The 24,463-nt window shown below is 67.7% G+C and carries 19 protein-coding genes; 3 read left to right on the top strand and 16 right to left on the bottom strand.

The genetic code is table 11. The features are described from left to right. Positions 1-115: 115 nt before the first annotated feature. The 8 genes from QPK32_RS08380 to QPK32_RS08345 form a co-directional block, all read right to left on the bottom strand. The gene (locus tag QPK32_RS08380; protein ID WP_290412338.1) at positions 116-1,852 is read right to left on the bottom strand and encodes a methyl-accepting chemotaxis protein; all 1,737 of its coding nucleotides are present in this window, start codon (positions 1,850-1,852) and stop codon (positions 116-118) included. Positions 1,853-2,012: 160 nt separating this feature from the next. Next, complete coding sequence (locus QPK32_RS08375) at positions 2,013-2,954, bottom strand: LysR family transcriptional regulator (protein WP_290412337.1); 942 nt, start codon at positions 2,952-2,954, stop codon at positions 2,013-2,015. A gap of 92 nt (positions 2,955-3,046) precedes the next feature. Then, entirely contained in the window at positions 3,047-4,027 is a 981-nt protein-coding gene (gene yjfF, locus QPK32_RS08370; RefSeq protein WP_290412336.1) for a galactofuranose ABC transporter, permease protein YjfF, read from the bottom strand. Continuing rightward, on the bottom strand, positions 4,024-5,049 hold the full coding sequence (locus QPK32_RS08365) for an ABC transporter permease (RefSeq protein ID WP_290412335.1): 1,026 nt from the start codon (positions 5,047-5,049) through the stop codon (positions 4,024-4,026). The genes yjfF and QPK32_RS08365 overlap by 4 nt, the downstream gene beginning before the upstream one ends. Then, positions 5,046-6,575, bottom strand: a complete 1,530-nt coding sequence (locus QPK32_RS08360; protein WP_290412334.1) for a sugar ABC transporter ATP-binding protein — start codon at positions 6,573-6,575, stop codon at positions 5,046-5,048. The genes QPK32_RS08365 and QPK32_RS08360 overlap by 4 nt, the downstream gene beginning before the upstream one ends. A gap of 7 nt (positions 6,576-6,582) precedes the next feature. Next, positions 6,583-7,545: an ABC transporter substrate-binding protein gene (locus tag QPK32_RS08355; RefSeq protein WP_290412462.1), complete on the bottom strand. Its 963-nt coding sequence runs from the start codon at positions 7,543-7,545 to the stop codon at positions 6,583-6,585. 100 nt (positions 7,546-7,645) lie between these two features. After that, entirely contained in the window at positions 7,646-8,032 is a 387-nt protein-coding gene (locus QPK32_RS08350; RefSeq protein ID WP_290412333.1) for a putative quinol monooxygenase, read from the bottom strand. 63 nt (positions 8,033-8,095) lie between these two features. Beyond that, positions 8,096-9,025, bottom strand: coding sequence for a LysR family transcriptional regulator (locus QPK32_RS08345; RefSeq protein WP_290412332.1), 930 nt, complete (start codon positions 9,023-9,025; stop codon positions 8,096-8,098). 106 nt (positions 9,026-9,131) lie between these two features. Here QPK32_RS08345 and QPK32_RS08340 point away from each other — a divergent pair, with 106 nt between their 5' ends. After that, positions 9,132-10,352, top strand: coding sequence for an SGNH/GDSL hydrolase family protein (locus QPK32_RS08340; protein ID WP_290412331.1), 1,221 nt, complete (start codon positions 9,132-9,134; stop codon positions 10,350-10,352). Positions 10,353-10,367: 15 nt separating this feature from the next. Here the strand turns inward: QPK32_RS08340 and QPK32_RS08335 are convergent, their stop codons facing one another. The 7 genes from QPK32_RS08335 to QPK32_RS08305 form a co-directional block, all read right to left on the bottom strand. After that, on the bottom strand, positions 10,368-11,912 hold the full coding sequence (locus QPK32_RS08335; protein WP_290412330.1) for an alpha-N-arabinofuranosidase: 1,545 nt from the start codon (positions 11,910-11,912) through the stop codon (positions 10,368-10,370). 41 nt (positions 11,913-11,953) lie between these two features. After that, positions 11,954-13,882: a glycoside hydrolase family 97 protein gene (locus tag QPK32_RS08330; protein ID WP_290412329.1), complete on the bottom strand. Its 1,929-nt coding sequence runs from the start codon at positions 13,880-13,882 to the stop codon at positions 11,954-11,956. 80 nt (positions 13,883-13,962) lie between these two features. Then, positions 13,963-14,730 carry an SDR family NAD(P)-dependent oxidoreductase gene (locus tag QPK32_RS08325; RefSeq protein WP_290412328.1) on the bottom strand — a complete coding sequence of 256 codons (768 nt, stop codon included), beginning with the start codon at positions 14,728-14,730 and terminating at the stop codon, positions 13,963-13,965. A gap of 48 nt (positions 14,731-14,778) precedes the next feature. After that, positions 14,779-15,771: an AraD1 family protein gene (gene araD1 / locus QPK32_RS08320; RefSeq protein WP_290412327.1), complete on the bottom strand. Its 993-nt coding sequence runs from the start codon at positions 15,769-15,771 to the stop codon at positions 14,779-14,781. A 37-nt stretch (positions 15,772-15,808) separates the two neighbouring features. Next, positions 15,809-17,551 (bottom strand): IlvD/Edd family dehydratase, encoded by a 1,743-nt coding sequence (locus tag QPK32_RS08315; RefSeq protein ID WP_290412326.1) that lies wholly within the window; start codon positions 17,549-17,551, stop codon positions 15,809-15,811. Between the two features lie 123 nt (positions 17,552-17,674). Then, positions 17,675-18,553 carry an SMP-30/gluconolactonase/LRE family protein gene (locus tag QPK32_RS08310; RefSeq protein WP_290412325.1) on the bottom strand — a complete coding sequence of 293 codons (879 nt, stop codon included), beginning with the start codon at positions 18,551-18,553 and terminating at the stop codon, positions 17,675-17,677. 111 nt (positions 18,554-18,664) lie between these two features. Next, complete coding sequence (locus QPK32_RS08305) at positions 18,665-19,723, bottom strand: aldose epimerase family protein (protein ID WP_290412324.1); 1,059 nt, start codon at positions 19,721-19,723, stop codon at positions 18,665-18,667. A 257-nt stretch (positions 19,724-19,980) separates the two neighbouring features. Between QPK32_RS08305 and QPK32_RS08300 the strand changes: the two genes are divergently transcribed. Next, a complete protein-coding gene (locus QPK32_RS08300; protein WP_290412323.1) occupies positions 19,981-20,763 on the top strand; it encodes a hypothetical protein in 783 nt (260 codons plus the stop codon). Between the two features lie 142 nt (positions 20,764-20,905). Further along, positions 20,906-23,029, top strand: coding sequence for an EAL domain-containing protein (locus tag QPK32_RS08295; protein WP_290412322.1), 2,124 nt, complete (start codon positions 20,906-20,908; stop codon positions 23,027-23,029). Between the two features lie 130 nt (positions 23,030-23,159). On the opposite strand, the gene QPK32_RS08290 is transcribed toward QPK32_RS08295, so the two are convergent. Beyond that, complete coding sequence (locus QPK32_RS08290) at positions 23,160-24,422, bottom strand: sugar MFS transporter (protein ID WP_290412321.1); 1,263 nt, start codon at positions 24,420-24,422, stop codon at positions 23,160-23,162. Positions 24,423-24,463 lie beyond the last annotated feature (41 nt).

Below are 24,463 nucleotides of genomic sequence, written 5' to 3'. Positions count from 1 at the left end.
ATTGATCAAGGTGCAATACAGGCGGCGTACCGACAAGACAGGGCACAAGACAAAGGCCCCGGTCCGCGCTGTCGCACGGCCGGGGCCCCCTCATCGCATGCCGGTCAGGCAGGCGTCAGAACTCTTCCCACTCGTCGGCGGTCGGCTGGCGCGCCGCGGCGCGCTGTGCGGCCGCCGCAACTGGCTTGACCGCGGGCTTGACCACGGGCTTGAGCGCCGGGCGTGCGGCCGGCAGTGCAGCCGGTGCCGGCTTCGCGACGGCGGCCCTGGCGGCTGGCTCGGCCGGCGCGGCAGCCTGCACGCTCGCCCCATCCAGCTTGAACACGGCCACGGCCTCGGCCAGGCGGCTGGCCTGTTCCTGCAGCGCCTGCGAGGCGGCGGCGGCTTCCTCGACCAGGGCGGCGTTCTGCTGGGTCACGTCGTCCATCTGCGTGATGGCCTGGTTGACCTGCTCGATGCCGGCGCTCTGTTCCTGGCTGGCCGACGAGATCTCGCCCAGGATGTCGGTGACGCGGCGCACGCTGTCGACGATGTCCGTCATCGTCGTGCCGGCCTGCTGCACGAGACGCGTGCCCGCTTCGACCTTGCCGCTCGAATCGTCGATGAGGGTCTTGATTTCCTTGGCGGCGGCGGCCGAGCGCTGGGCCAGGTTGCGCACCTCGCCCGCCACGACGGCGAAGCCGCGGCCCTGCTCGCCCGCGCGGGCCGCTTCCACGGCCGCGTTCAGCGCCAGGAGATTGGTCTGGAACGCGAGGCCGTCGATGACGGAAATGATGTCGGTGATCTTGCCCGAGGCGGCATGGATCTGCGCCATCGTGTCGACCACCTCGGCGATCACCTCGCCGCCGCGCGTGGCCACGCCGGACGCGGTCTCGGCCAGCGTGTTCGCCTGGCGCGCGTTGTCCGCGTTCTGGCGCACGGTACCCGTCAGTTCTTCCATCGACGACGCCGTCTCTTCCAGCGAGCTGGCCTGCTGCTCGGTGCGCGCCGACAGGTCCTGGTTGCCGGCCGAGACCTGGCTCGACGCGGTGGCGATGGCATCCGTGCCCGTGCGTACCGTGGTGACGGTGGCGACCAGGTTCTCGTTCATGGTCTTCAGCGCGCCCAGCAGCTGGCCGACCTCGCAGGTGCTCGACACCTCGACCTTCGTGGTCAGGTCGCCGGCGGCGACGGCGGTCGCCACGTCCAGCGCGTTCTTCAGCGGATGGGTGATCGAGCGGGTGATCCACCAGCCGATGGCGCCGGCCAGGGCCAGCACGACGAGGCCCAGCACGACCATGAACATGCGCGTCTCCTGGTACAGCTTGGCGGCGGCTTCGGCATCGGCGGCGCTCAGGTCCTTCTGCATCTTGATCTGCTCGCCGATCGCCACCAGGTAGGCGGCCAGCACGGGACGCAGTTCCTTGGCCAGGTAGGCGCGCGCGCCGGCGTCGTCGCCGGCCTCGACCAGCTTGAGCAGCTCCTGGGCACGGCTCGTGTATTTCTCCTGCGACTCCTGCTGGCGGCGCAGGATCTCACGGCCTTGCTCGCTCGTCAGCGTCTTGTCGAGTTCGCCCAACAGGACATCGATCTCGCGGCGCGACGAAGCGATTTCCTCATGCTGCCTGGCACGGTCCGCCGCATCGTCGTTCAGCATCATGTTGCGCAGCGCCAGCGCCACATCGGTCACTTCCTTCTGCAGCCGGTTGCTCAAGTCCACCCGCGGAAGGCGCTTGTTGACGATGGTATCGGTACCTTCGTTGATGCGGCCGAGCATGACCGTCCCCTGCCCGACCATGAAGACCAGCGCGACGCACAGGAAGCCGAAACCCATCGTCAGGCGGGTACCAATTTTCAGATTTGCAATTTTCATTCTCTCTCCGTCGTCCGACAACGTATCGTTTTTGCGGTATTAACCGTCGGCAACAGGTTAAGGCGGCCGTCATTACATGTCGATGGAGAAAAAATAATCTGAAGAAGTTTTTTTAGATGATGAGTTTTCTACGCAACAAAACCCGGCGGTTCCTTATTGTTTAGTAAATTTCATGCGCGGCAGCCCTTACGGCACGCAACAACATGTCCGCCCCGGGCGACAGCAGGTGGTCCTGCTGGCGGATGATGCCGAAGGCATCCATCTTGCAGGGCAGCTCGATGGGAAGTACGCGCATCACGTTCAGCGAGGCGTAGTACTGCGCCACTTCGAGCGGCATCACGTGCAGCGAATCCGTCTGCTGCAGCAGTGCCGTGATCATCAGCATGGCGGTGGTGTCGACCACGTTGGCGGGCGGCGCCAGGCCAGCGCGGCGGAACATCATGTCGAAGCGGTAGCGCAGGATGCTGCCGTGCGGCGGCAGGATCCACGGCAGCGGCGCGATGTCGCCGAGCGCCAGCTGGCGCCGGTCGAGCAACGGATGGCCGGGCCGCACGACGGCGCAGGCCGGCTCCTCCGTCAGTTCCTCGTAGATCAGGCCGGAAGTGTCGCTCGTCTCGAAGATGCGGCCGATCATGAAGTCCAGCGTGCCGTGCTGGAGCTTGTCGAGCAGCACGTTGCTGGTCTCGAGCTGCACGCCGATGCGCAGCAGCGGCGCCTCTTCCTTCACCCGTGCGATAGCGCGCGGCAGCAAGGCCATGGCCGGCGTCATGATGACGCCGACCTCGACCTGGCCCGTGAGGCCGGCCTTCAGCGTGACGATGTCGTCATGCGCCAGCGCCAGGCTCGTCAAGGCCATGCGCGCGTGGCGGATCATCGTCTCCCCATAGATGGTCGGCTCCATGCCGCGCGGCAGGCGCTCGAACAGCTTCACGTCGAGCATCTCCTCGAGATCCTTGATCTGCTTGGAGGCGGCCGGCTGAGTCATGTGCAGCTCGTCGGCGGCGCGGTGGATATTGCGGTAGTCGTCGAGGGCGATCAGCAGCAGCAGCTGGCGCGTCTTGAGGCGCGCCTTCAGGAACCAGTTAGGGTTGGTGGCATCCATCGTTGTCTCATCTTGTTATTCGTGTGCACGCGAAATCGGGTCCTGCCCGCGAGGCTGTCGCAAAAGGTGCAGGGACCTGATTCTTGCATGAACTACGTCGCCCTTCCACCCACGACCCGCTGCACCACGCAAAAGACGAACAGCAGCGTCCCGATCACGATCCTGGTCCACCAGGAACTGAGCGTGCCGTCGAAGGCGATCAGGGTCTGGATCGCCCCCAGCACCAGTACGCCCGACAGCGCCCCCGCGATATAGCCGTAGCCGCCCGTGAGCAGCGTGCCGCCGATGACGACGGCCGCGATGGCATCGAGCTCGATGCCCTGCCCGTGCTGGCCGTAGCCGGACAGCATGTAGAACGAGAACAGCACGCCGCCCAGCGCCGCGCACAGGCCGGACAAGGCATACACGGCCACCTTCGTGCGGCCCACGTCCAGGCCCATCATCGCGGCCGACTGTTCGTTGCCGCCGATGGCGTAGATGGCGCGGCCGAACGCCGTGAAGTGCGCGAGCCAGACGGCCAGCAGCAGCACGACCAGCGCGACGACGGCGCCGGGCGACACGAAGCCGCCCGCCAGCGGGATCTGCGTCTGCGACACCGCGGCGAAGAACGGCTCGTCGATGGTGATCGAATCGACGCTGATCAGGTAGCACAGCCCGCGCGCCAGGAACATGCCGGCCAGCGTGACGATGAAGGGCTGCAGCTTGAACAGGTGGATGATCGCGCCCATCGCGCCGCCGAACAGCGCGCCCATGGCCAGCACGGCGGCGATGACGAGCGCGGGATGCCAGTGCGCCGTCTGCAGCAGCCAGGCCGTGACCATCGTCGACAGGGCCAGCACCGCGCCCACCGACAGGTCGATGCCGCCGGACAGGATCACGAAGCCCATGCCGATGGCCAGCACGAGCAGGAAGGCATTGTCGATCAGCAGGTTGAACAGCACCTGCAGCGACAGGAAGCCCGGATAGGCGGCCCCGCCGATGCCCAGCATCGCCACCAGCAGCACGACGGTGACGAGGGACGTGAACCAGGGCGCGGCCGGGATGCCGCGCCCGTTGCCTGCGATGGCGCTCATGCGGGCCTCCGGCGAACGAGGTTGCGCAGTTCGCTCGACTGCGAGATGCAGACGGCGAACACGACGAGGGATTTCACGACCATGTTCACCTCGGGCGGCACGCCCAGCGAATAGATCGTGTAGGTCAGCGTCTGGATGATCAGCGCGCCGATCATGCTGCCCACGAGGCTGAAGCGGCCGCCGGACAGCAGCGTGCCGCCCAGCGTGACGGCGAGGATGGCGTCGAGCTCCAGCGCCAGCCCGGCATTGTTGGCGTCCGCGCTCTTGATGTTGGAGGTGACCAGCATGCCCGCCAGCCCAGCGCAGGCGCTGCAGAACACGTAGACGAACACGGTCAGGGTCGCCGTGCGCAGGCCCGCCAGGCGCGCCGCCACTGGATTGATGCCCACCGCCTGGATGAACAGGCCCAGTGCCGTCTTCTTCACCAGCAGCAGCGTGGCCAGGAACACGGCGGTCGCCACGAACACCGAGAACGGCAGGCCGAGCAGGTAGCCGCCGCCGAGGAAGAAGAAGGGTTCGTGGTAGACGGTGACGATCTGGCCGTCCGTCAGCAGCTGGGCAAGCCCGCGTCCCGCCACCATCAGGATCAGCGTGGCGACGATGGGCTGCAGCCGGATGCCCGCCACCAGCACGCCGTTCCACAGTCCGCACAGCAGGGCCGTGCCGAACGCGGCCAGCAAGGCGCTCGCCATGCCGTCCTTGGCCAGCATGGCCGCGACGGTGCCGGACAGTGCGACGACGGCGCCGACGGAAATGTCGATGCCGCGCGTGGCGATCACGAGGGTCATCCCCAGCGCGGCCAGCATCAGCGGCGCCGCGCGGTTGAGGATGTCGACCAGGCTGCCGTACAGGTGGCCGTCCTTGATCTCGAGGCGGAAGAAGCCGGGCACGAGGAAGGCGTCGAGCACGAGCAGCACGAGCAGCGCGCCGATGGGACGCAGCAGCGGATGCGCGAGCCAGGCGCGGCGCGCGGCGCCGGCGCTGGCCTGCGACGGCAGGGATTGCTGGACGCGGGTCGTCATGCGCACTCCCCCGCCGCGTCGCCGGCGATCGCCTGCAGCACGGACTTGTCGTCGAGCTCGCCGCGGCGGTACTCGCCGCAGGCCTTGCGGTCGCGCATGACGACCATGCGGTCGGACACGCGCAGCACCTCGGGCAGCTCGGACGAGATGAACAGGACGGCCATGCCCTTGCGGCACAGCGCGCTCACGGTGTCCATGATCTCCTGCTTGGCGCGCACGTCGATGCCGCGCGTGGGCTCGTCGAGGATGAGCAGGGACGGATCCGTCGCCAGCCAGCGCGCCAGCAATACCTTCTGCTGGTTGCCGCCGGACAGCAGGCCGATCGGCGTCTCGATGCCGGCCGTCTTGATGCCCAGCCGCTTGACGTAGTCGCTGGCCAGCTGCTGCTGGCGCTTCATCGGGATCGCGCGCCAGATGCCCTGCCTGGCCTGCAGCGCCAGCACCACGTTTTCGCGCACGGACAGCGGCAGGATCGCGCCTTCGTGCTTGCGGTCTTCCGAACAGAAGGCGATGCCCGCGGCGATGGCGTCGCGCGGATTCGAAAAGCCGCGCTCCCTGCCGCCCACGTGGATCGCGCCGGCATCGAGCCGGTCGGCGCCGAACAGCAGGCGCGCCGTCTCCGTGCGGCCGGAGCCCAGCAGGCCCGCAAGGCCCAGCAGCTCGCCGCGCCGCACGTCCAGGTCGACGGGCGACAGCACGCCCTTGCGCGCGATGCCGCGCGCGGCCAGGAACACCTCGCCCGCCTCATGTCCGGTGGGCGCCGCTTCCTCCGCTTCGGGCCCGGCGCCGTCGGCCGGGGCGCCGATCATCTTGTTCACCAGCGCCAGGCGCGAGAGTTCGGTGCATGCGTACTCGCCTTCGCGCTCGCCGTTGCGCATGACCGTGATGCGGTCCGAGATCGCATAGGTCTGGTCCAGGAAGTGGGTGACGAACAGGATCGCCATGCCCTCCTCGCGCAGGCGGCGCAGCACGGCGAACAGCGTCTGCACCTCGGCTTCGTCGAGGCTGGACGTGGGCTCGTCGAGGATCAGCACGCGCGACCGCGTGTTCAGGGCGCGCGCGATGGCGACCATCTGCTGGATCGCCAGCGGATAATCCGCCAGGGACCGGGCCACGTCGACGCGGATCTGCAGGCGTTCCAGCAGCGCGCTTGCCTGCGCTCTCATCGTGCGCCAGTCGACCAGTCCGAAGCGGCGCGGATAGCGGCCGATGAAGATGTTTTCCGCGACCGACAGGTTCGGGCACAGGTTCACTTCCTGGTACACGGTGCTGATGCCCAGGTCTTGCGCGTCCTGCGTGGAGCGCGGCCGGATGGCCCGGCCGTCCAGCACGATGCCGCCCGCGTCGGGCTGGTAGACGCCCGTGAGCACCTTGATCAGCGTGGACTTGCCCGCGCCGTTCTGTCCCATCAGCGTGTGGACTTCGCCTGGGAACAGGCGCAGGCCGGCGTCGCACAAGGCCCTCACGCCGGGGAACTGCTTGTGGATGCCGGTGACCTCGAGGACCGGCTGGCTGGCGGCGACCATGGCCGCCTCAGTAGCGGCGGTTCGGGAGTTCCTTGGCCGCCACCTCCGCCGGGAACACGCCCTCGTTGACGGTGATGCGCTTGGAGACGGGCTTGCCGGCCGCGACCTCCTGGGCGGTCTGCACGAGGATCGGCCCGAGCAGCGGATTGCACTCGATGGTGACGTTCAGCTTGCCGGCCTTCATCGCCTCGAACGCGCCGCGCACGCCGTCGATCGAGACGATGACGATGTCCTTGCCCGGTTTCAGGCCCGCTTCCTCGATCGCCTGGATCGCGCCGATCGCCATGTCGTCGTTGTGGGCGTACAGCACGTTGATATGCTTGCCTTCGGATTTCAGGAAGGCTTCCATCACCTCCTTGCCCTTGGCGCGGGTGAAGTCGCCCGTCTGCGAGCGGATGATCTTCAGCTTCGGATTGGACGCGATGGCTTCCGCAAAACCCTTCTTGCGGTCGTTCGCCGGCGCCGCCCCCGTCGTGCCCTGCAGCTCGACGATATTCAGGGGCTTGTCGCCGTTCTTCTTCGCGTAGTCCAGCAGCCACTTGCCGGCGCGCCGGCCTTCCTCGACGAAGTCGGAGCCGATGAAGCTGACGTACAGCGACGGGTCGCTGACCTTGACCGCGCGGTCGGTCAGGATCACGGGGATCTTCGCGTTCTTCGCTTCGCGCAGCACGGTCTCCCAGCCCGTCTCCACGACCGGGGAAAACGCGATGATGTCGACGCGCTGGGCGATGAAGGAGCGGATCGCCTTGACCTGGTTCTGCTGCTGTTGCTGGGCGTCCGCGAATTTCAGGTTGATGCCGGCGCGCCTGGTCGCGTCCTTGATCGAGGCGGTGTTCGCGGTACGCCATTCGCTTTCGGCGCCGACCTGCGAAAAGCCGATGGTGAGGGGTTTGGCGGCAATGGCCGGGAGGGCGGCGGCGCACGATGCGGCAGCCGCCGCACCCAGGAACGTCCTGCGGGTGAGGGTCATCACGTTGTCTCCGATTTTTTCTGTCTAGTGTCGAGATACTATGACAGAAAGTGATGCTCAACCAATCAATTTTTTGATGTATGTAATACGCGTTTCGATATCAGAACTGGCCGCCCACGGGCATCGTCTCGAAGCGCTCGCCGAAGCCGGCGATCATCGGCCGCGCCTGGCCGATGGCCTTCTGCACGCCGGGCAGCGCCAGCGAGGCCTTGTGGCTCTCCTTGCTGTCCCAGGCTTCCGTGATCCAGATCGCATCGGCGTCCGCCGGGTCGCGGGCGACGATGTAGCTGCGGCAGCCCGGCATGTCCTTCGTACCTTCCAGCAACAGTGCGACGACGGCATCGCGCTTGCCCGGCGCCGTGCGCATCTTTCCAATCAATCCGTACATGGCGTTTCCTGGTTGGGCCAGGCCCGGCAAGGGCAGCGACAAGGCGGCGGCGCCGGTCGCGGCGACGGCGATCATGAAGTCACGGCGGTCTGCGGGCATGGCGGGTGGACGTGGGTTGAAGACGTTCCATCTTGTCACAGGAACAAGCGCGGGGCAACGATTTCAGAAAGGCTTGCAAAACCCCGGCAAGGCGAGGAACCGGTCGGCCACGAACTGCACGAACAGCTTGGCGCGCAGCGGCTGGTAGCGGCGCGACGGATACAGCAGGTACAGGTCCTGCGGCGTGGCCCACCAGTCGGGCAGCACGCGCGCGAGCCCTCCCCCGTCGAGCAGGTCGCGCACCAGCCACTCGGGGCACAGGCCGATGCCGCCGCCCGACGCCAGCACGTCCCGGATCGCCAGCGCGTTGTTGATGCGGTAGCGGCTGCGCGTCTCCACGCGGACGTGTTCTCCGGATCGCGTCAGGTCGAGCGCCGCGCCGGCACCGGCGGCGCCCGTGGCGAAGCGGACGAAGTCGTGCGCATCCAGGTCGTCCGGCTGCAGCGGCACACCATGCTGGGCCAAGTAGGCCGGGGCCGCGACGAGGAAGCGCGGCACCACGGCCAGGTGCCGTCCCACTGCGGTTTGGGAAAGATGCTGGACCGGCCCCGGCGCCGCCAGCCGCAGGGCGACGTCGACGCCCTCCGCCACGAGGTCGACGAAGCGGTCATCGAGGATGAGCTCCACCTCGACGCCCGGATACAGCCGCATGAATTCCTGTACCAGCGCGTTGACGCGGAACTGCCCCAGGCCGACCGGCGCATGGATGCGCAGGAAGCCCGCCGGCTGGCCGCTCGCGCCCTGGATCTCGCCGACGGCCGCCTCGTACTGTTCCGTCATGACCTTGGCGTGGTCGTAGAAACGCAGGCCGTGCTCGGTCGCGACGGGCCCCTTGGTGCTGCGCTCCAGCAGTCGCACCTGCAGCTGCGCTTCCAGCTGGGCGATGACCTTGCTCACGGTCGGCTGCGTCGTCCCGAACTCGCGCGCGACGGCCGTCAGGCTGCCGAGCTCGATCGTCCGCACGAGGAATTGCATCGCCCTCAAGGTATCCATGCCGGCCCTTCATTCCGAAATGGCATGAACTAGAGTCGATTCCGGGCCGTTCCATGTCACTCGGGAAGAAGATATCGTGGCCGCTCCATCGATAAAGGAGCAGCACATGAGTACATCGTTGACGAAGACGGTCTTGTTCGCACTGGCCATGGCACTGGGAGCCAACGCGGCGGCCCAGGAAAGCTGGGCGACATCCTGGCACGCCAGTCCGCAGCCGGCCTGGGGACCGGACTTCATCCTTCCCACGGGCGTTCCATCCCATCTGGAACGGCAGACGACGCGCGAGACGGTGCGCCTCAGCACGGGCGGCGCGCGCCTGCGCCTCGTCTTCTCCAACCGCTACGGCCATGCGCCCGTCGCCATCGGCAAGATCGGCATCGCGCAGGACGGCCGCAGCGCCGGCGTGACCTTCGCCGGCCAGGCCGCGGCCGTCATCCGGCCCGGCGCGCAGCTCGTCAGCGATCCCGTCGCGTTCGCGGTGGCGCCGCTGTCGCGGCTGGATGTCCTCACCTGGTTTCCCGGACCGGTCGCCGTCGACAGCTTCCATTGGGGCGCCCAGCAGACGGTCGCCATCGCGGGCGGCGACCGGACCGGCACGCCCGGCTTCGCGGCGGACACGCGGATCCCGGGACGCCTGTTCCTGAACGCCGTGCTGGTCGAGACGCCGCCGGCGCAAGCGCGCACGGTCGTCGTGCTGGGCGACTCGATCACCGACGGCAACGGCTCGACCGCGGACCGCGACCGGCGCTGGCCCGACGCGCTGGCGCGGCGGCTGGCGCCGCACGGCATCGCCGTCGCCAATGCCGGCATCTCCGGCGCGCGCCTGCTGCGCGACGGCATGGGCGTGCATGCGCTGGCGCGGCTGGAGCAGGACGTGTTCGGCCTGCCCGGCGCCACCGACCTGGTCGTGCTGCTCGGGACGAACGACATCGGCTGGCCGGGCAGCCCGTTCGCGCCGAACGAGGCACCGATGTCCTTCGATGAACTCGCGGACGGCTATGCGCAGCTGGTCGCGGCGGCCCACGCGCGCGGCCTGCGCGTCACCGGCGCCACCGTGCCGCCGTTCGAGCATGCGCTGGAAGGCACGCCCTACGCGGGCCACTACAGCGCCGCGAAGGAAGCGTTGCGGCAGCGGGTCAACGCGTGGATACGCGGCAGCGCGCCGTTCGATGCCGTCGTCGACTTCGACGCCCTGCTGCGCGACCCGCGGCATCCGCGGCGCCTGCTGCCCGCCTACGATTCGGGCGACCACCTGCATCCGGGCGACAGCGGCTATGCGGCGATGGCGAATGCGATCGACATCCGCGTGTTCGCACGGCGCCGCTGATGCCGCCCGCGTGGATCAGCCTTCGACGGCCACGACCATGACGGACTTCGCCGGCACCTTGATCGTCAGCTTGCCGCCGGCGGCGGCGGCGCTGAACGGGGCCGGCTTGACGGCGTCCTTGCGCTCGAAGGTGTTGTGGGCGTCCATCGCGTCGGCCGTGAGGACCTGGCCGCGCACGCCGTTCACGGACCGGCCGGCGACGTTCAACACCACGTCGGTCGCATCGTGCGGGTTGGTGTTCACCAGTGCGACATAGGTCTTGCCGTCCTTGCCGCGCGCCGCCGAGGCGCTGATGCCCGGCACGCCCCGGCCGTTGACGGCGTAGGTCGCGTTGTTCGACAGCGCCACCGGCAGCGAGGTCGCATCCTGGAACGGCACGTACATCTGGAAGGCGTAGTAGGTCGGCGTCAGCAGCATCCGGTCCTTGTCGGTAATGATCATGGCCTGCAGCACGTTGACCATCTGCGCGATGTTCGTCATGCGCACGCGGTCGGCGTACTGGTGGAAGATGTTGAAGTTGAGGGCGGCCACGACGGCGTCGCGGATCGTATTACGCTGGAACAGGAAGCCCGGGTTGGTGCCCGCTTCCACGTCGTACCAGGTGCCCCACTCGTCCACGTAGAAGCCGATCTTCTTCTGCGGGTCGTTCTTGTCGAGGACGGCGACGTTGCGCTTGATGTGGTCGTCCATGCGCAGCGTGCTGGCCATCGTCGAGAACCACTCGGATTCCGGGAAGCCGACGGCGGCGCCCTTCCTTTCCCATACGCCCGTCGGCAGCGTGTAGTAATGGAAGCTGATGGCGTCGGTGCCGCGGGCGGCCTCGCGGCTCAGGACGTCGGTCCAGGTGGTGTCGTCGTCGTGGCCGCCGCTGGCGATGAATTTAGGCAGGCGCTCCTTGGGCGCCTTCATGAACGTCGTGTAGTGCTTGTACAGGTCCGCGTAGTATTCGGGCCGCATATTGCCGCCGCAGCCCCAGGTCTCGTTGCCGACGGCGAAATAGTCGACCTTGAACGGCTTCGGATGGCCGTTCTTCGCGCGCAGCTGGGCCAGCGAGGAATCGCCCTCCGAGGTCATGTACTCGATCCACTCGGCCATCTCCTGCGGCGTGCCCGTGCCCAGGTTGCCGTTGACATAGGCGTCCGCGCCCAGCATCTCGACGAGGTCGAAGAACTCGTGGGTGCCGACCGCATTGCTCTCCGGGACGCCGCCCCAGTTCGTGTTCACCTTCACGGGCCGCTTGTTGCGCGCGCCGATGCCGTCGCGCCAGTGGTATTCATCGGCGAAGCAGCCGCCCGGCCAGCGCACCAGCGGCACGTGCAGTTCCTTCAGTGCCTTGACGACGTCGTTGCGCCAGCCCTTCGTATTCGGGATCTTCGACTCCGGACCGACCCACATGCCTTCGTAGATGCCCGTCCCCAGGTGTTCGGCAAACTGGCCGTAGACGTTCTTGTTGATCGTGGCGCCGGGCTTGCCGGCGTCGACGGTGACGTTCACCTGCGCGAAGGCGGGGAACGCGGCCAGGATGCCGAGTGCGAGGATGGCGGGTCGGAATGCTTTCATCGATGGGTCTCCCTTGTTGTTGATATGTTCATGTGACTGGATTACTCGAAGCGCGCGACGAAGCCGCCGCGCGCCTTGACGACGATCTTCTGCCTGCCGCCGGCGAGCGTGCCCTGCGCGAAGTCGCGCGGGCCGGCGCCGTCCGTGATCAGCTGGCCCGTGCGGCCGGCGAGGAAGGACAGGTCGAGGTCGAGCGTCGCGTCCTCGTCCGTGCCGTTGAAGCCGGCCATGTACCACGCGCTGCCCGCCTTCCTGGCGACGACAGCGTGGCGGCCTGGGTCGCCGGCGACGAACTTCACGTCGTCCCAGCTGCGCGGCAGCGTGCGCAGGAAAGCCTTCACGTAGGGCGGCGCCTTGGCCATGCCCTCGGGCATCTCGGCGTAGTGCTGGATCCCGGACAGGAACAGCACGGACTCGGCCAGCTCGAAGCCGTTGCGCGTGACGCGGCGGATCTTCGGGATGTCGCCGAATACCATGGGCGTGAAGTCCATCGGGTCGAACAGGTTGCGCGTGAAGGGCAGCATGGCCGCGTGGGCCGGCACGGCATCCTGGTCCTTCTGCTCGAAGGTCGTGTATTCGAAGCCGCGCACGGCTTCCGCGGTCATCAGGTTCGGATAGGTGCGCGCCCAGCCGCGCGGCAGCGTCGCGCCGTGGAAGTTCACCAGCAGGCCGGCCGCCGCCGCATCGTTCAGGATGTCGACGTAGTACCGGATCATCGACTGGCCGTCGCCGTTGAAGAAATCGACCTTGATGCCCTTGATGCCCATCCCTGCGATGCGCGCGAACTCCGCCTTGCGCTGCGCGTGCGTCAGCAGCTTGCTCTTCGGTGTGAACGGGACGTCGTTCCAGTCGCCCGAGGAGTTGTACCAGGCCAGCAGGCCGACCCGCTTGGACTGCGCGTAGCGCGCCAGCTCGGCCATCCGTTCGTAGCCGATGCGCTTGTCCCACTCGGCATCGACCAGCGTGTAGTTCCAGCCCATGTCGGCGGCGTAGTCGATGAAGCGCTTCTGCGTGTCGAACTCGGTGGCATCGTCCTTCAGCAGCGCCCAGCTCCAGGACGCGTGGCCGGGTACCGCCTTGGCGCGGTCGAACGCGATCGCGGGCAGTGCGAGGTCGGTGCCGAGGGTCGATTCGACCAGCGTGCCCAGGCTGCCGATGGCAACGACGCGCCAGGGCGAGGTCAGCGTGCCGCGGGCCGAGGCCAGCAGCCCGCCACCCATCCTCGCCTCGGCCACTTCCGGGGCCATCGGCGTGCCCAGGCGGTAGACGCCGCCCGGCGAGCGCGCATCCAGGCGCGACGCATGCCAGCTGCCGTCCATGCCGGCCTCGGTCAGCGCGACCCAGGTGTCGCCCGTGCGGAACAGCGCGGGGAACACCCAGCCCGCCATCGGCGACGGCGTGCCGACGGGAATGCCGCGCTGGTAATGCTCTTCGTACGAGGGATTGGCGCGGCCCCAGCCGACTTGCGCCACGGCGACCGGCTGCAGCCAGGCCTTCGCGTCCTGGGCGAACGCGAAACCGGTCGACTCGCTGACGAAGGTCTTCAGCGGCAAGCCGGCATCGGCGACGATGTAGCGGAAGGCGACGCCGTCGTTCGAGACGCGGAACGCGACATCCATCGCCTGCCCCTTCGGGTTGCGCACCGTGACCACCCGTTCGTTGGCACGGTAGCGGATGTGCCGCTTCTTGCCGGCGGCGAGCTCGTAGTCGTCGGCGATGGCGCGCACGGGCGACGCCTGCGCCAGCGTCAATCCGTTGGCGAGGTCGGCGCCTTCCAGCACGAGGCCCAGCGGGGACGGCAGGATGACGGGCTTGCCGTCGCGTTGCACGGCATATTCCAGGGTGCCGGCGGGCGTCACGCGCACGTCGACGCTCAAGTGGCGGTCGGGGCTCGCGAGGGGAGCGTCGAAGGGAACGGCGACGGCGGCGGGTAGGGCGAATGCGAGGACGATCGGAACGAATTTGGTCATGGCGGCTCCGCGACATGGTTGAATCCCGACGCCCCGCTTGCGCGGGACGACGGCGACGGGTACGGCTCGGCGCGATGCCGTCAGGTCCAACCGGCGTCCACGACGAAATCCTGGCCCGTGCACATCTTGCTGTCGTCGGCGGCCAGGAACAGCACCATGGCCGCGATATCGTCGGGCATGAGCTTGCCGGGCAGGCACTGGGCGCGCGCGATCTCGGCCTCCCCGGCCTCGTCCAGCCACAGGTCGATCTGGCGCTGCGTCATGACCCAGCCCGGCGTGACGGTATTGACGCGGATGTTGAACTTGCCCAGGTCGCGCGCCAGGCAGCGCGTCAGGCCGATGACGGAGGCCTTGGTGGCCGCATAGACCGGGTAGCCCGGATTCTTGGCGTGGAAGGACATCGAGCTGAAGTTGATGACGGAGCCGCCGCCACGCCGCTTCATGCCTTCCAGCGCGGCCTGCACGGTAAAGAACATGGGACGCTGGTTGATGGCGATGCGCTCGTCGAAGTAGTCGACCGTGACGTCGTCGATCCGGTGGCGCTGGTCGTTGGCGGCGTTGTTCACCACCACGTCGAAGTCGCCCAGTTCCGCCGCCATCTCGGCCATCGCGGCCTGCAGCGCGGGGATGTCGGTGATGTCGCAGCGGCGAAACAGCGGCGCCCGCCGGCCGGCCGTGGACAGGCGCGCGACCAACGCCTCGCTCGCCTCGACCATGATGTCGACGAATCCGACCACGGCGCCCTGCTCCACCAGCGCGGCCACGATCGCCTCGCCGATACCGCTGCCGCCTCCCGTCACGAATACCCGCCGCCCCTCCAGGCTCGGGTACTTGGCCCACTTTGTCATGCGTGTCTCCGTCTCGTTTATGTTTTATGGTGCCTTGCGCGGCCCGGCCTACAGCGTCCTCACCTGCGCGTACGGGGCCGGGTGGATGGCCAGCGGATTGCGCAGCGCCGGCCCGAACTGGGGAGAGGCAATCTCGAAGGTCTCGCCCGCCTCCACCCGCACATTGTCGGCGAAGCTCAGCGTCGCCGTGCCGAAGAAGTGCACGTGCACGTCGCCGGGCCGCTTGAACAGGCCGTACTTGAAATGGTGGTGCTCCAGGTTGGCGATGGTATGCGACATGTTCTGTTCGCCCGACACGAAGGCCTTTTCCCAGCGCACGCGGCCGTCCTTGTCCAGCACCCGCGAGACGCCCTCGACGTGGGCGGGCAGTTCGCCCACCAGCAGCGCCGGGCCGACGCCGCAGCTGCGCAGCTTCGAATGCGCGAGGTACAGGTAGTTCTGGCGCTCCGTCACGTGGTCGGAGAACTCGTTGCCGAGGGCGAAGCCGACGCGCCAGGGCTGGCCGTCGTCGCCGATCACGTACAGGCCGGCGATCTCCGGCTCCTCGCCGCCGTCCAGCGCGAATGCCGGCATGTCCAGCGCCTGGCCGGACGCGCGCACGATCGAGCCGTCGCCCTTGTAGAACCACTCCGGCTGCACGCCGGCCGTTCCCGCCTGCGGCTTGCCGCCTTCGACGCCCATGCGGAACATCTTCATGGAGTCGGACAGGTTCTCGACGTCGCCGCCGATCTTCTTGTGCATGGCGTCGCGCGTGTCGGCGCTGCCCAGGTGCGTGAGGCCCGTGCCGGTGACGTAGCAATGGGCGGGATCGGGGTGGTCCAGCGGCGGGAGCACGCGGCCTTGCGCGGCGATCGCCTCGTAGGATTCGGCGTCCTTGCCGGCCCCGGCATCGGCCAGCGCGGCCAGGCCCTTGCCCTGGGCAATGGCCGCCCTGGCCAGTTCCAGCGTGGTGGCGTAGCCATCGATGGGCGTGACGGTGTCGCCGTTCAGGATGCCGACACGGCGCTCGCCGCCGGCGGTAGTGTATTGGATGAGCAGCATGGGTGTCTCCGTTGTGCGTGTTTTCATGCGGCCGACATCAATGCGAATGCTTCGGAACGGCGGACCCGCGGCAGCCCACGAGGAAATCGAAATCGCATCCTTCGTCCGCCTGCAGCACGTGGTCGATGTACAGCCCGGCATACCCCGTCTTCGGCAGCGCCGGCTGGTTCTCGGCGCGGTCGGCCTGGCGCGTCCTGATCTCCTCGTCCGGGACGTCCAGGTGCAGGCGTCCGTTGGCGCAATCGAGTTCGATGAAGTCGCCGTCCTTGACGATACCGAGCGGGCCGCCCGCCATCGCCTCCGGCGCCACGTGCAGCACGACGGTGCCGTAGGCGGTGCCGCTCATGCGCGCGTCCGAGATGCGCACCATGTCCTTGATGCCGCGCGCCAGCAGCTTGGGCGGCAAGCCCATATTGCCCACTTCGGCCATGCCCGGATAGCCCTTCGGGCCGCAGTTCTTCATCACCAGCACCGAGTTCTCGTCGACGTCCAGGTCCGGATCGTTGATGCGCTCCTTGTAGTGCTCGAAGTCCTCGAACACGACGGCACGGCCGCGGTGCGTCATCAGGTGCGGCGAGGCGGCCGAGGGTTTCAGCACGGCGCCGCGCGGCGCCAGGTTGCCGCGCAGGATGCAGATGCCGCCGTCGTCGATCAGCGGCGCGTCCAGCTTGCGGATCACCTCGTCGTTGTAGATCGGCGCGTCCTGCGTGTTTTCCCACAGCGTGCGGCCATTGACGGTGGGCGCGTCCGGATGGGGCAGCAGGCCGCCCTCGCCCAGGCGGCGGATCACGCCCGGCAGGCCGCCGGCGTAGTAGAACTCCTCCATCAGGTAGCGGCCCGAGGGCAGCAGGTCGACGATGGTCGGCGTGCCCTTGCCGATGGCCGTCCAGTCTTCCAGCTCGAGCGGCACGCCGATGCGGCCGGCGATCGCCTTCAGGTGGATCACGGCATTCGTGGAGCCGCCGATGGCCGCGTTCACGCGGATCGCGTTCTCGAAATTCGCGCGCGTCAGGATCTTCGACAGCTTCAGGTCCTCATTGACCATCTCGACGATGCGCATGCCGGACATGTGCGCCAGCACGTAGCGGCGCGCGTCGACGGCGGGAATGGCGGCATTGTGCGGCAGCGAGGTGCCCAGCGCCTCGGCCATGCAGGCCATCGTCGACGCCGTGCCCATCGTGTTGCAGGTGCCGGCCGAGCGCGAGTGGCCGCTTTCCGCCGCCAGGAAATCGTGCATCGTGATCTGGCCGCCCTTGAACTGCTCGTGCAGCTGCCACACGGCGGTGCCGGAACCGATGTCCTTGCCGTTCAGCTTGCCGTTCAGCATGGGGCCGCCCGTGACGACGATGGCGGGAATGTCGACGCTGGCCGCGCCCATCAGCAGGGCCGGCGTGGTCTTGTCGCAGCCGACCAGCAGCACCACGCCGTCCATCGGATTGCCGCGGATGGATTCCTCGACGTCCATGCTGGCCAGGTTGCGGGTCAGCATGGCGGTGGGGCGCAGGTTCGACTCGCCGTTGGAGAAGACGGGGAATTCGACGGGGAAGCCGCCCGCTTCCAGGATGCCGCGCTTGACGTGTTCGGCCAGCTTGCGGAAGTGGGCGTTGCAGGGCGTGAGTTCGGACCAGGTATTGCAGATGCCGATGATCGGCTTGCCCTGGAACTCGTGGTCCGGGATGCCCTGGTTCTTCATCCAGCTCCGGTACATGAAGCCGTTCTTGTCCTGGGTACCGAACCACGCCGCGGAACGCAGGGTGGGCTTCTTCTTTGTCTCGGACACGTGATCTCCTCGTCGTTGTTCCTGGCCGAGCGACGGATGCCGGGGTCGAGCTCAGCGATGAGGAAAGTCTAAAGAACGCCCAGATAACTTTCCAATCAATTTTTTGACGTTATCGATATCGATTTATGCATCGGTCGCGCGTCCGAAGCGCTCCTCCGGCAGGCCACTGACGTCCAGCCGGCGCGCGAACAGGCCGCCCGCGCCGGCGGCAGGGTCCGCGAGGCCGACGGTGGCCGAGGTCGCGTACAGCACGTCCAGGTCCGGTCCGCCGAAGGCGACGCAGGTCGGCTGCAGGGCCGGCAAGGTCAGGATCCGGTCGATCCGGCCATCGGGGGCGAAGCGCACGACCTGGCCGGCGCCCCAGCGCGCGTTCCACAGGAAGCCTTCGGCATCGACCGTGGAACCGTCCGGATCGCCCGCGGCGGCATCCGGCTGCGCGAACACGCGCTGGTGCGAGACGGTGCCGTCGCGCGCGTAATCGCAGCAGCGGATGGCGCGCGTGCCCGAGTCGGCGTAGTACATCGTGCGGCCGTCCGGGCTGAAGCAGATGCTGTTGGCGATCGCCACGCCGCCCAGCGGCAGCGCTTCCAGCGACAGGTCGCGGTTCAGGCGGTAGAAGCCGCCGACCGGGTGCTTCGGATTCTCGGCCTGGTTGAACATGCCGAACACGAAGCGGCCCTCGCGGTCGACGCGGCCGTCGTTCAGTCGCGTGGTGGGCAGGTGGGGCTCGACGTCGTGGAGGCGCTCGAAGGTGCCGGTCGCGATGTCGAAGAAGGACAGGCCGGACGCGAATCCGAGCAGCAGGCGCTCGTCGCGGCCGGTCAGCGCCATCGAGCACAGGCGCTCGCGCAGGACCCAGCGCTTGGTAAAACCCGTCTCGGGCACGTAGGACCATAGTTCGCTGCCTTCGATATCGGTCCACAGCAGGCGTTGCTGGCGATCGTCCCACAGGATGCCTTCGCCGAGGGTGTTGCGGGCGTCGAGGATCAGTTCCATTGTCATTGTCGTTGTCTCCAACACCGTCGCCCCTGCGCAGGCAGGGGCCCAATTCTGCTTGCGTCGCGACGGCTCATGCGACATTGGGCCCCTGCCTGCGCAGGGGCGACGGTGGTTTTATTGCGCCACCGAGAATTTGTAGCGCGACTCCGTCCGGTACACCTCCCCCGGCCGCAGGATCGTATTCGGATACTCGGGCTGGTTCGGCGAATCCGGGAAATGCTGGGGCTCGATGCAGAACCCGCCGCGGAAGGCATACGCATGGCCCTTGCCCGTCAAGCTGCCGTCGAGGAAGTTCCCGCTGTAGAACTGCACGCCCGGCTCCTGCGTGAACAGTTCCAGCACGCGTCCCGTCGCCGGCTCGCACACGTGGACGGCGCGCGTAAGTTCCTTGCCCGCATCCGGCTTGTTCAGCACCCAGCAATGGTCGTAGCCGGTGCCGTGGCGCAGCTGCTTGTCCGGCTGGCCGATGCGCTCGCCGATGGGGCGCGGCTTGCGGAAGTCGAACGGGGTGCCCGTCACGGGGGCCAGGGGCCCCAGCGGGATCGCGCCCGCGTCGACCGGCACGAACTTGTCGGCGTCGATCGTCATCTCGTGCGCCAGGATGTCGCCCTGCCCCGCGCCGGCCAGGTTGAAATAGCTGTGCTGGGTGAGGTTGACGGGCGTCGGCTGGTCGCAGGTGGCGGAAAAGCGCATCACGATCTCGTTGTCGTCCGTGAGGCTGTAGACGACGGTGGCGTCCAGGTTGCCCGGATAGCCCTGCTCGCCGTCGGCGGCGCGGTAGCGCAGCGCCAGGCCGTCGTCCTGGATCGTGGCCGTCCACAGCACCTTGTCGAAGCCCGGGGCACCGCCGTGCAGGTGGTTCTCGCCGTTATTCGTCGGCAGCTGGTACGTCTTGCCGTCCAGCGTGAAGCGGCCCTTGCCGATGCGGTTGCCGTAGCGGCCGATCAGGGCGCCGAAGTAGGGGCTGTCCTCGAGGTAGGGCTCGACGGTCTCGAAGCCCAGCGCCACGTCGGCGAAGTTCCCGTCACGGTCGGGCACGTGGATCTCGGTGACGATGCCGCCGAAGTCGATGATCCTGACGACCATGCCGTTCTTGTTCTTCAGCGTGTACTGCTGGACCTGCCGGCCGTCCGGCAGCGTCCCGAATGCTTGCTGCGTGATGTCCATACGCACGTTATGGTTTCCTCAAAGGGTGAAGGCCCGAACACCGGCATGCCGTTCGCGGTGCAGCCATCGCCGCCGGGCCGTGGATGCCGTGATCGTAGCATGCACGCGGCATGGGCCGGGGACGGATGGGGCGGCGCGCGGTCCGGCCGTGTCCCGGCACGGTTCGCGCGGCATGCCGGCACGCATGGTAGCGGCTACACTGGACAGTATCCAATCAATTTTTCCGCTGGGTCGATACCGTTTTACGTATCGATATTAACAATATGCAACTCGCCACCTTCGACGACTTCCGCGACCTGCTGCTGGCCACCGATCCGGACGCCGTCGCCGCGCCGGAAGCGATTCCCGACGCTTTCCTGCTGGCACGCGCCGGCGCCGTCAGCGCCCACTACATCCCGTTCGACTACGTGAACCCGGCGGCGCGGGTGGTCCTGGTGGGCATTTCGCCCGGCTTCGTGCAATGGAAGAACGCGGTGCGCGAAGCGCGGCGCCAGTTGATGGCGGGCGCGCCGCGCGCGGAGGTGCTGCGCGCCGCCAAGTACACGGGCGCCTTCAGCGGCGCGATCCGGCCCAACCTCGTCGCCCTGCTCGACCACGTGGGCCTGCAGCGCTGGCTCGGCATCGCCAGCTGCGCCACGCTGTTCGATGCGCATGCGGACCTGATGCACGTGACGGGGGTGCTGCGCAATCCCGTGTTCGTGAACGGCAGGAACTACAGCGGCGCGGCGCCGAACATGCTGACCACGCCCCTGCTGCAGGAGCAGATGCTCGGCTATTTCGCGCGCGAGGTGGCGCCGCTGGGCGATGCGGTCTACGTGCCGATGGGGCCGAAGGTCGGCCTGGCGCTGGACTGGCTGGCCGCGCGCGGGGTGCTGGACGGACGCCGCATCCTGCACGGCATCCCGCATCCGTCCGGCGCCAACGCCGAGCGTGTCGCCTATTTCCTGGGCCGCAAGGACAGGGCCACGCTGTCGAGCCGCACCAACGGCCCGCGCATCGACGCCGAACGCGCCGCCCTGCTCGAGCGGCTGGCGGCGCTGCCCTGAAGGCCCCGCTGCCGCGCAAACGGTCCTGCAACGTCAGGAAGAGCGCGGCGGCGGGAGAAAATCCCCGCCGATCACCCGGGCTTGAAGCGTGCGCGGCATGCGCGGCGTTACACTGGAATCGTCCAGTGTACAGGTGCCGATCATGCGAAACCATTCCCGGGAAATCGTGTCATCAAATGTTAAACACGCTGACTATTTCGAGCGCGAGCCCCCCGCCTTCTTCAAGCAGGTTATCGAATCGAGCACCACCGGCATCCTCATCACGGACCCCGTGGAATACGACAACCCGATCCTGTACGCCAACCCGGCCTTCGAAAAGCTGACGGGCTACCGCCTCGACGAGGTGCGCGGCCGGAACTGCCGCTTCCTCCAGCGCGACGACCGGGGCCAGCCCGAAATCGCCTATATCCGCCACTGCATCGAGGCAGCCGAGATCTGCTGCACGACGCTGCGCAACTACCGCAAGGACGGCAGCATGTTCTGGTGCCGCATGCACCTGTTCCCCGTGCGCGAGGACGGCGACGGCGTTACCCGCTTCGTGGCCTTCCTGGAGGACGTGACGGAAACGGTCGAGGCCCAGCGCGCCATGCGGCAGGCGCGCGAACACCTCAGCGCCGTTCTGGAAAGCATCGCCGACGGCTGCTTCTCGCTCGACCGCGAATGGCGCTTCACCTACATCAACGCCAAGGGCGCCGCGCTGGCGGGCCGCAGCGCCGATGAACTGGTCGGCAGGAATATCTGGGAAACCTTTCCGGAAGCCGTCGGGGGGCCGTTCCACGGCGCCTACGTGCGCGCCATGACGGCCCACGCACCGGCCAGCTGCGAGGCCTTCTACCAACCGCTGGGCATCTGGATCGAGGGCCGCGCCTATCCTTCGCCGGATGGCCTGACCATCTTCTTCGCCGACGTCACGGCGCGCAAGGAAGCCGAGGCGCGCCTGGTGCACGAGGCGACCCACGACAGCCTGACGGGGCTGCACAACCGCTTCAGCTGCATGCGCGCGCTCGACACGGCCATGCAGCGGGCCGCCGGCAACGGTGCGGCCGTCGGCGTGCTGTTCGTCGACCTCGACCACTTCAAGGAAGTCAACGACGCCCACGGCCACCGCTTCGGCGACCAGGCCTTGCAGGAGATCGGCCGCCGCCTGCACGCCTTCGCGGCGCCGGACGTGACGGTGGCGCGCATCAGCGGCGACGAATTCGTGTTCGTGCTGGAGCATGCCGACGGCGACGCCGCCCGCGCCCTCGCCTCCTCCGTGCTGCAGCGCCTGTCCATGCCGATCCAGGTCGACGGCCACCAGGTGACGATCGGCGCCAGCATCGGCATCGCGATCGGCAGCGGCGAGGAAGCCACGCCGGACGAGCTGCTCAACAATGCCGACGCCGCCATGTACGAGGCCAAGGACAACGGCCGCCACACCTTCGCCGTGTTCTCGCCCGGCGCGCGGCAGCTGCTCAAGCAGCGCCTGCAGCTGCGCCAGGAAGTGTTTTCCGCGCTCGACCGGCGCCAGTTCGTGCTGTACTACCAGCCCCAGATCAGCGCCGCCAACGGCGCCGTGGTGGGTGCCGAGGCGCTGCTGCGCTGGGACCATCCGCGCCTGGGCGTGCTGGGCCCGAACGCCTTCCTGCCGATGCTGGAGGACTCGCCCGCCATCTCGGCGGTGGGCGCCTGGGTCTGCGAGGAAGCCTGCCGCCAGGCGCGCGAATGGGAGTTGCTGGGCTACCGGCTGCGCATGGCCGTGAACGTGTCGCCGCGCCAGCTCACCGACGAGAACCTGCCGCCCCTGCTGAAGAACCTGGTCGGGCGCTACGGCCTGGACCCGGAATGCATCAAGCTCGAAGTCACGGAGAGCATGCTGATGCAGGACATCGACAAGGCCGCGGCCGTGCTGCGCACGCTGCAGGACGAGGGCTTCCACATCGCGCTCGACGACTTCGGCACCGGCTACTCGAACCTGACCTACCTGCGCCAGTTCCCCATCACGGCCATCAAGATCGACCGCTCCTTCGTCGCCGAGATCGAGCAGGACCGGCGCTGCCTGGACATCGTCAACGGCGTGATCGCATTCGCCAAGTCGCTCAAGCTGTCCGTGATCTGCGAAGGCATCGAGACGGAAGCGCAGAAGACGGCGATCCGCTCGACGGGGTGCGACGTGCTGCAGGGCTACCTGATCGGCAAGCCGATGCGGGCGGAGGATTTCAGCGACCTGCTGCTGGCGCAGAGCGCGACGCCGCAACAGGCCGAGCCGGGATGCGATAACCCTTGACACCGTCGTTCCCGCGAAGGCGGGAACCCATGCTGACAATCCGAAGTCAACACCTCAACGCAGTCGTGCAATCTCACACATCCGGACTACGGCAGCTCGGCATGGGTCCCCGCCTGCGCGGGGACGACGATCAGGCCGTTTCCGCCACCACCTCCAGCGCCTGCGCCGGCGCCCTGTCGACCTGCCGCTTGAACAGGTACAGGCTGCCCAGCATCAGCGCCACCGGCACCAGCGTCAGGTAGAACGCGAAATGCCCGTTGAAGCGGCCGAACACATAGCCCGTGATCAGGGAGCCCGTGGTGCCGCCCAGCGCCGAGAAGATCACCAGCAGGCCCGTCATCGGCGCATGCTGGTGGCGCGGCAGGGAGCTGAGCATCACGGAATTGATGCCCGGGTAGATCGGCGCCATGAACAGGCCGATCAGCGGGAACAGGAAGGCGGCGACGGGGGCCGTCGCCCAGCCCACGTGCGGGTCGTGGGCGATGTCGCGCGCCAGCGGCAGCGCCAGCAGCACGATCGCCCCCATCGCCAGCATGCAGAAGGACAGCACGGGATACCAGTTCAGCCGGCGCATCACGATGCCCGCCGACAGCCGCCCCACCGCCAGGCAGCCCGCATAGATGCTGGTGACCTGCACGCTCATCGCGGTGGGGAGCTTGAGGATCTCGTTGTTGAAGGTGGGCAGCCAGGTTCCCAGCGCCTGTTCGACCAGCACGTAGAGGAAGGCGGTCAGCACGAACACGCACACCAGGGGCCGCAGGAACAGGCGCAGCATGGCGACGAAGTCGGCGGCCGGTCCGCGGCTGTCGGGCGCCGCGGCCGCGCTTTCGTCGATGGGCGTGGCCAGCACCAGCACGAAGGTGGCGGCGCACAGGGCCGACAGCAGCCAGTACACGTTCAGCCAGCCGGTCGCGCGCGGATTCGCCGAATCGATGAACAGGCCGAAGATCCAGTAGGCGCTCAGCACGCCGACCATGAAGAAGCCTTCCAGCGTATTGGTGATGCCGGCATGCTGCTTGCGGTCGCGCGCGACGAGGCCCACGGTGGCATACACGGACACCTTGGCCAGCGCGAACGCCACGCCCACGCACAGGAACAGCAGCTTGGCGGTGGCAAAGCCGGGCAGCAGCGGCATCGCCAGCGTGGCGCAGGCCACGATGGCCAGCGCCGCCAGCATCGCCTTCTTGTAGCCGAAGCGCGGCAGGCTCGCGGCGACGAAGAAGGAGACGACAGCGATCGGCAGGTCCTTGAACCCTTCCAGGACGCTGGCCGCGCCCTTGTCGATGCCGTAGTTGTGGATCATCTGCAGGATCACCGTTCCCACGCTGTTGAGCAGGATGGCGAACACGAAGTAGATGAGAAACAGGGCCAGCAGGATGCGATGCTTGTTCAACGGTGTCTCCAGTATGTTTTTATGATGACCGTTACGGGGCT

Origin of the sequence: Massilia sp. YIM B02763 (genome assembly GCF_030412015.1) — a bacterium.
Taxonomy (GTDB): Bacteria; Pseudomonadota; Gammaproteobacteria; order Burkholderiales; family Burkholderiaceae_D; genus Telluria.
This window is presented reverse-complemented; position numbering and strand designations above follow the sequence as displayed.

Bases quoted from the DNA above. Each gene is read 5' to 3' on its own strand.
- QPK32_RS08380 (WP_290412338.1), bottom strand. From the start codon at position 1,852: ATGAAAATTGCAAATCTGAAAATTGGTACCCGCCTGACGATGGGTTTC.
- QPK32_RS08375 (WP_290412337.1), bottom strand. From the start codon at position 2,954: ATGGATGCCACCAACCCTAACTGGTTCCTGAAGGCGCGCCTCAAGACG.
- yjfF (WP_290412336.1), bottom strand. From the start codon at position 4,027: ATGAGCGCCATCGCAGGCAACGGGCGCGGCATCCCGGCCGCGCCCTGG.
- QPK32_RS08365 (WP_290412335.1), bottom strand. From the start codon at position 5,049: ATGACGACCCGCGTCCAGCAATCCCTGCCGTCGCAGGCCAGCGCCGGC.
- QPK32_RS08360 (WP_290412334.1), bottom strand. From the start codon at position 6,575: ATGGTCGCCGCCAGCCAGCCGGTCCTCGAGGTCACCGGCATCCACAAG.
- QPK32_RS08355 (WP_290412462.1), bottom strand. From the start codon at position 7,545: ATGACCCTCACCCGCAGGACGTTCCTGGGTGCGGCGGCTGCCGCATCG.
- QPK32_RS08350 (WP_290412333.1), bottom strand. From the start codon at position 8,032: ATGCCCGCAGACCGCCGTGACTTCATGATCGCCGTCGCCGCGACCGGC.
- QPK32_RS08345 (WP_290412332.1), bottom strand. From the start codon at position 9,025: ATGGATACCTTGAGGGCGATGCAATTCCTCGTGCGGACGATCGAGCTC.
- QPK32_RS08340 (WP_290412331.1), top strand. From the start codon at position 9,132: ATGAGTACATCGTTGACGAAGACGGTCTTGTTCGCACTGGCCATGGCA.
- QPK32_RS08335 (WP_290412330.1), bottom strand. From the start codon at position 11,912: ATGAAAGCATTCCGACCCGCCATCCTCGCACTCGGCATCCTGGCCGCG.
- QPK32_RS08330 (WP_290412329.1), bottom strand. From the start codon at position 13,882: ATGACCAAATTCGTTCCGATCGTCCTCGCATTCGCCCTACCCGCCGCC.
- QPK32_RS08325 (WP_290412328.1), bottom strand. From the start codon at position 14,730: ATGACAAAGTGGGCCAAGTACCCGAGCCTGGAGGGGCGGCGGGTATTC.
- araD1 (WP_290412327.1), bottom strand. From the start codon at position 15,771: ATGCTGCTCATCCAATACACTACCGCCGGCGGCGAGCGCCGTGTCGGC.
- QPK32_RS08310 (WP_290412325.1), bottom strand. From the start codon at position 18,553: ATGACAATGGAACTGATCCTCGACGCCCGCAACACCCTCGGCGAAGGC.
- QPK32_RS08300 (WP_290412323.1), top strand. From the start codon at position 19,981: ATGCAACTCGCCACCTTCGACGACTTCCGCGACCTGCTGCTGGCCACC.
- QPK32_RS08295 (WP_290412322.1), top strand. From the start codon at position 20,906: ATGCGAAACCATTCCCGGGAAATCGTGTCATCAAATGTTAAACACGCT.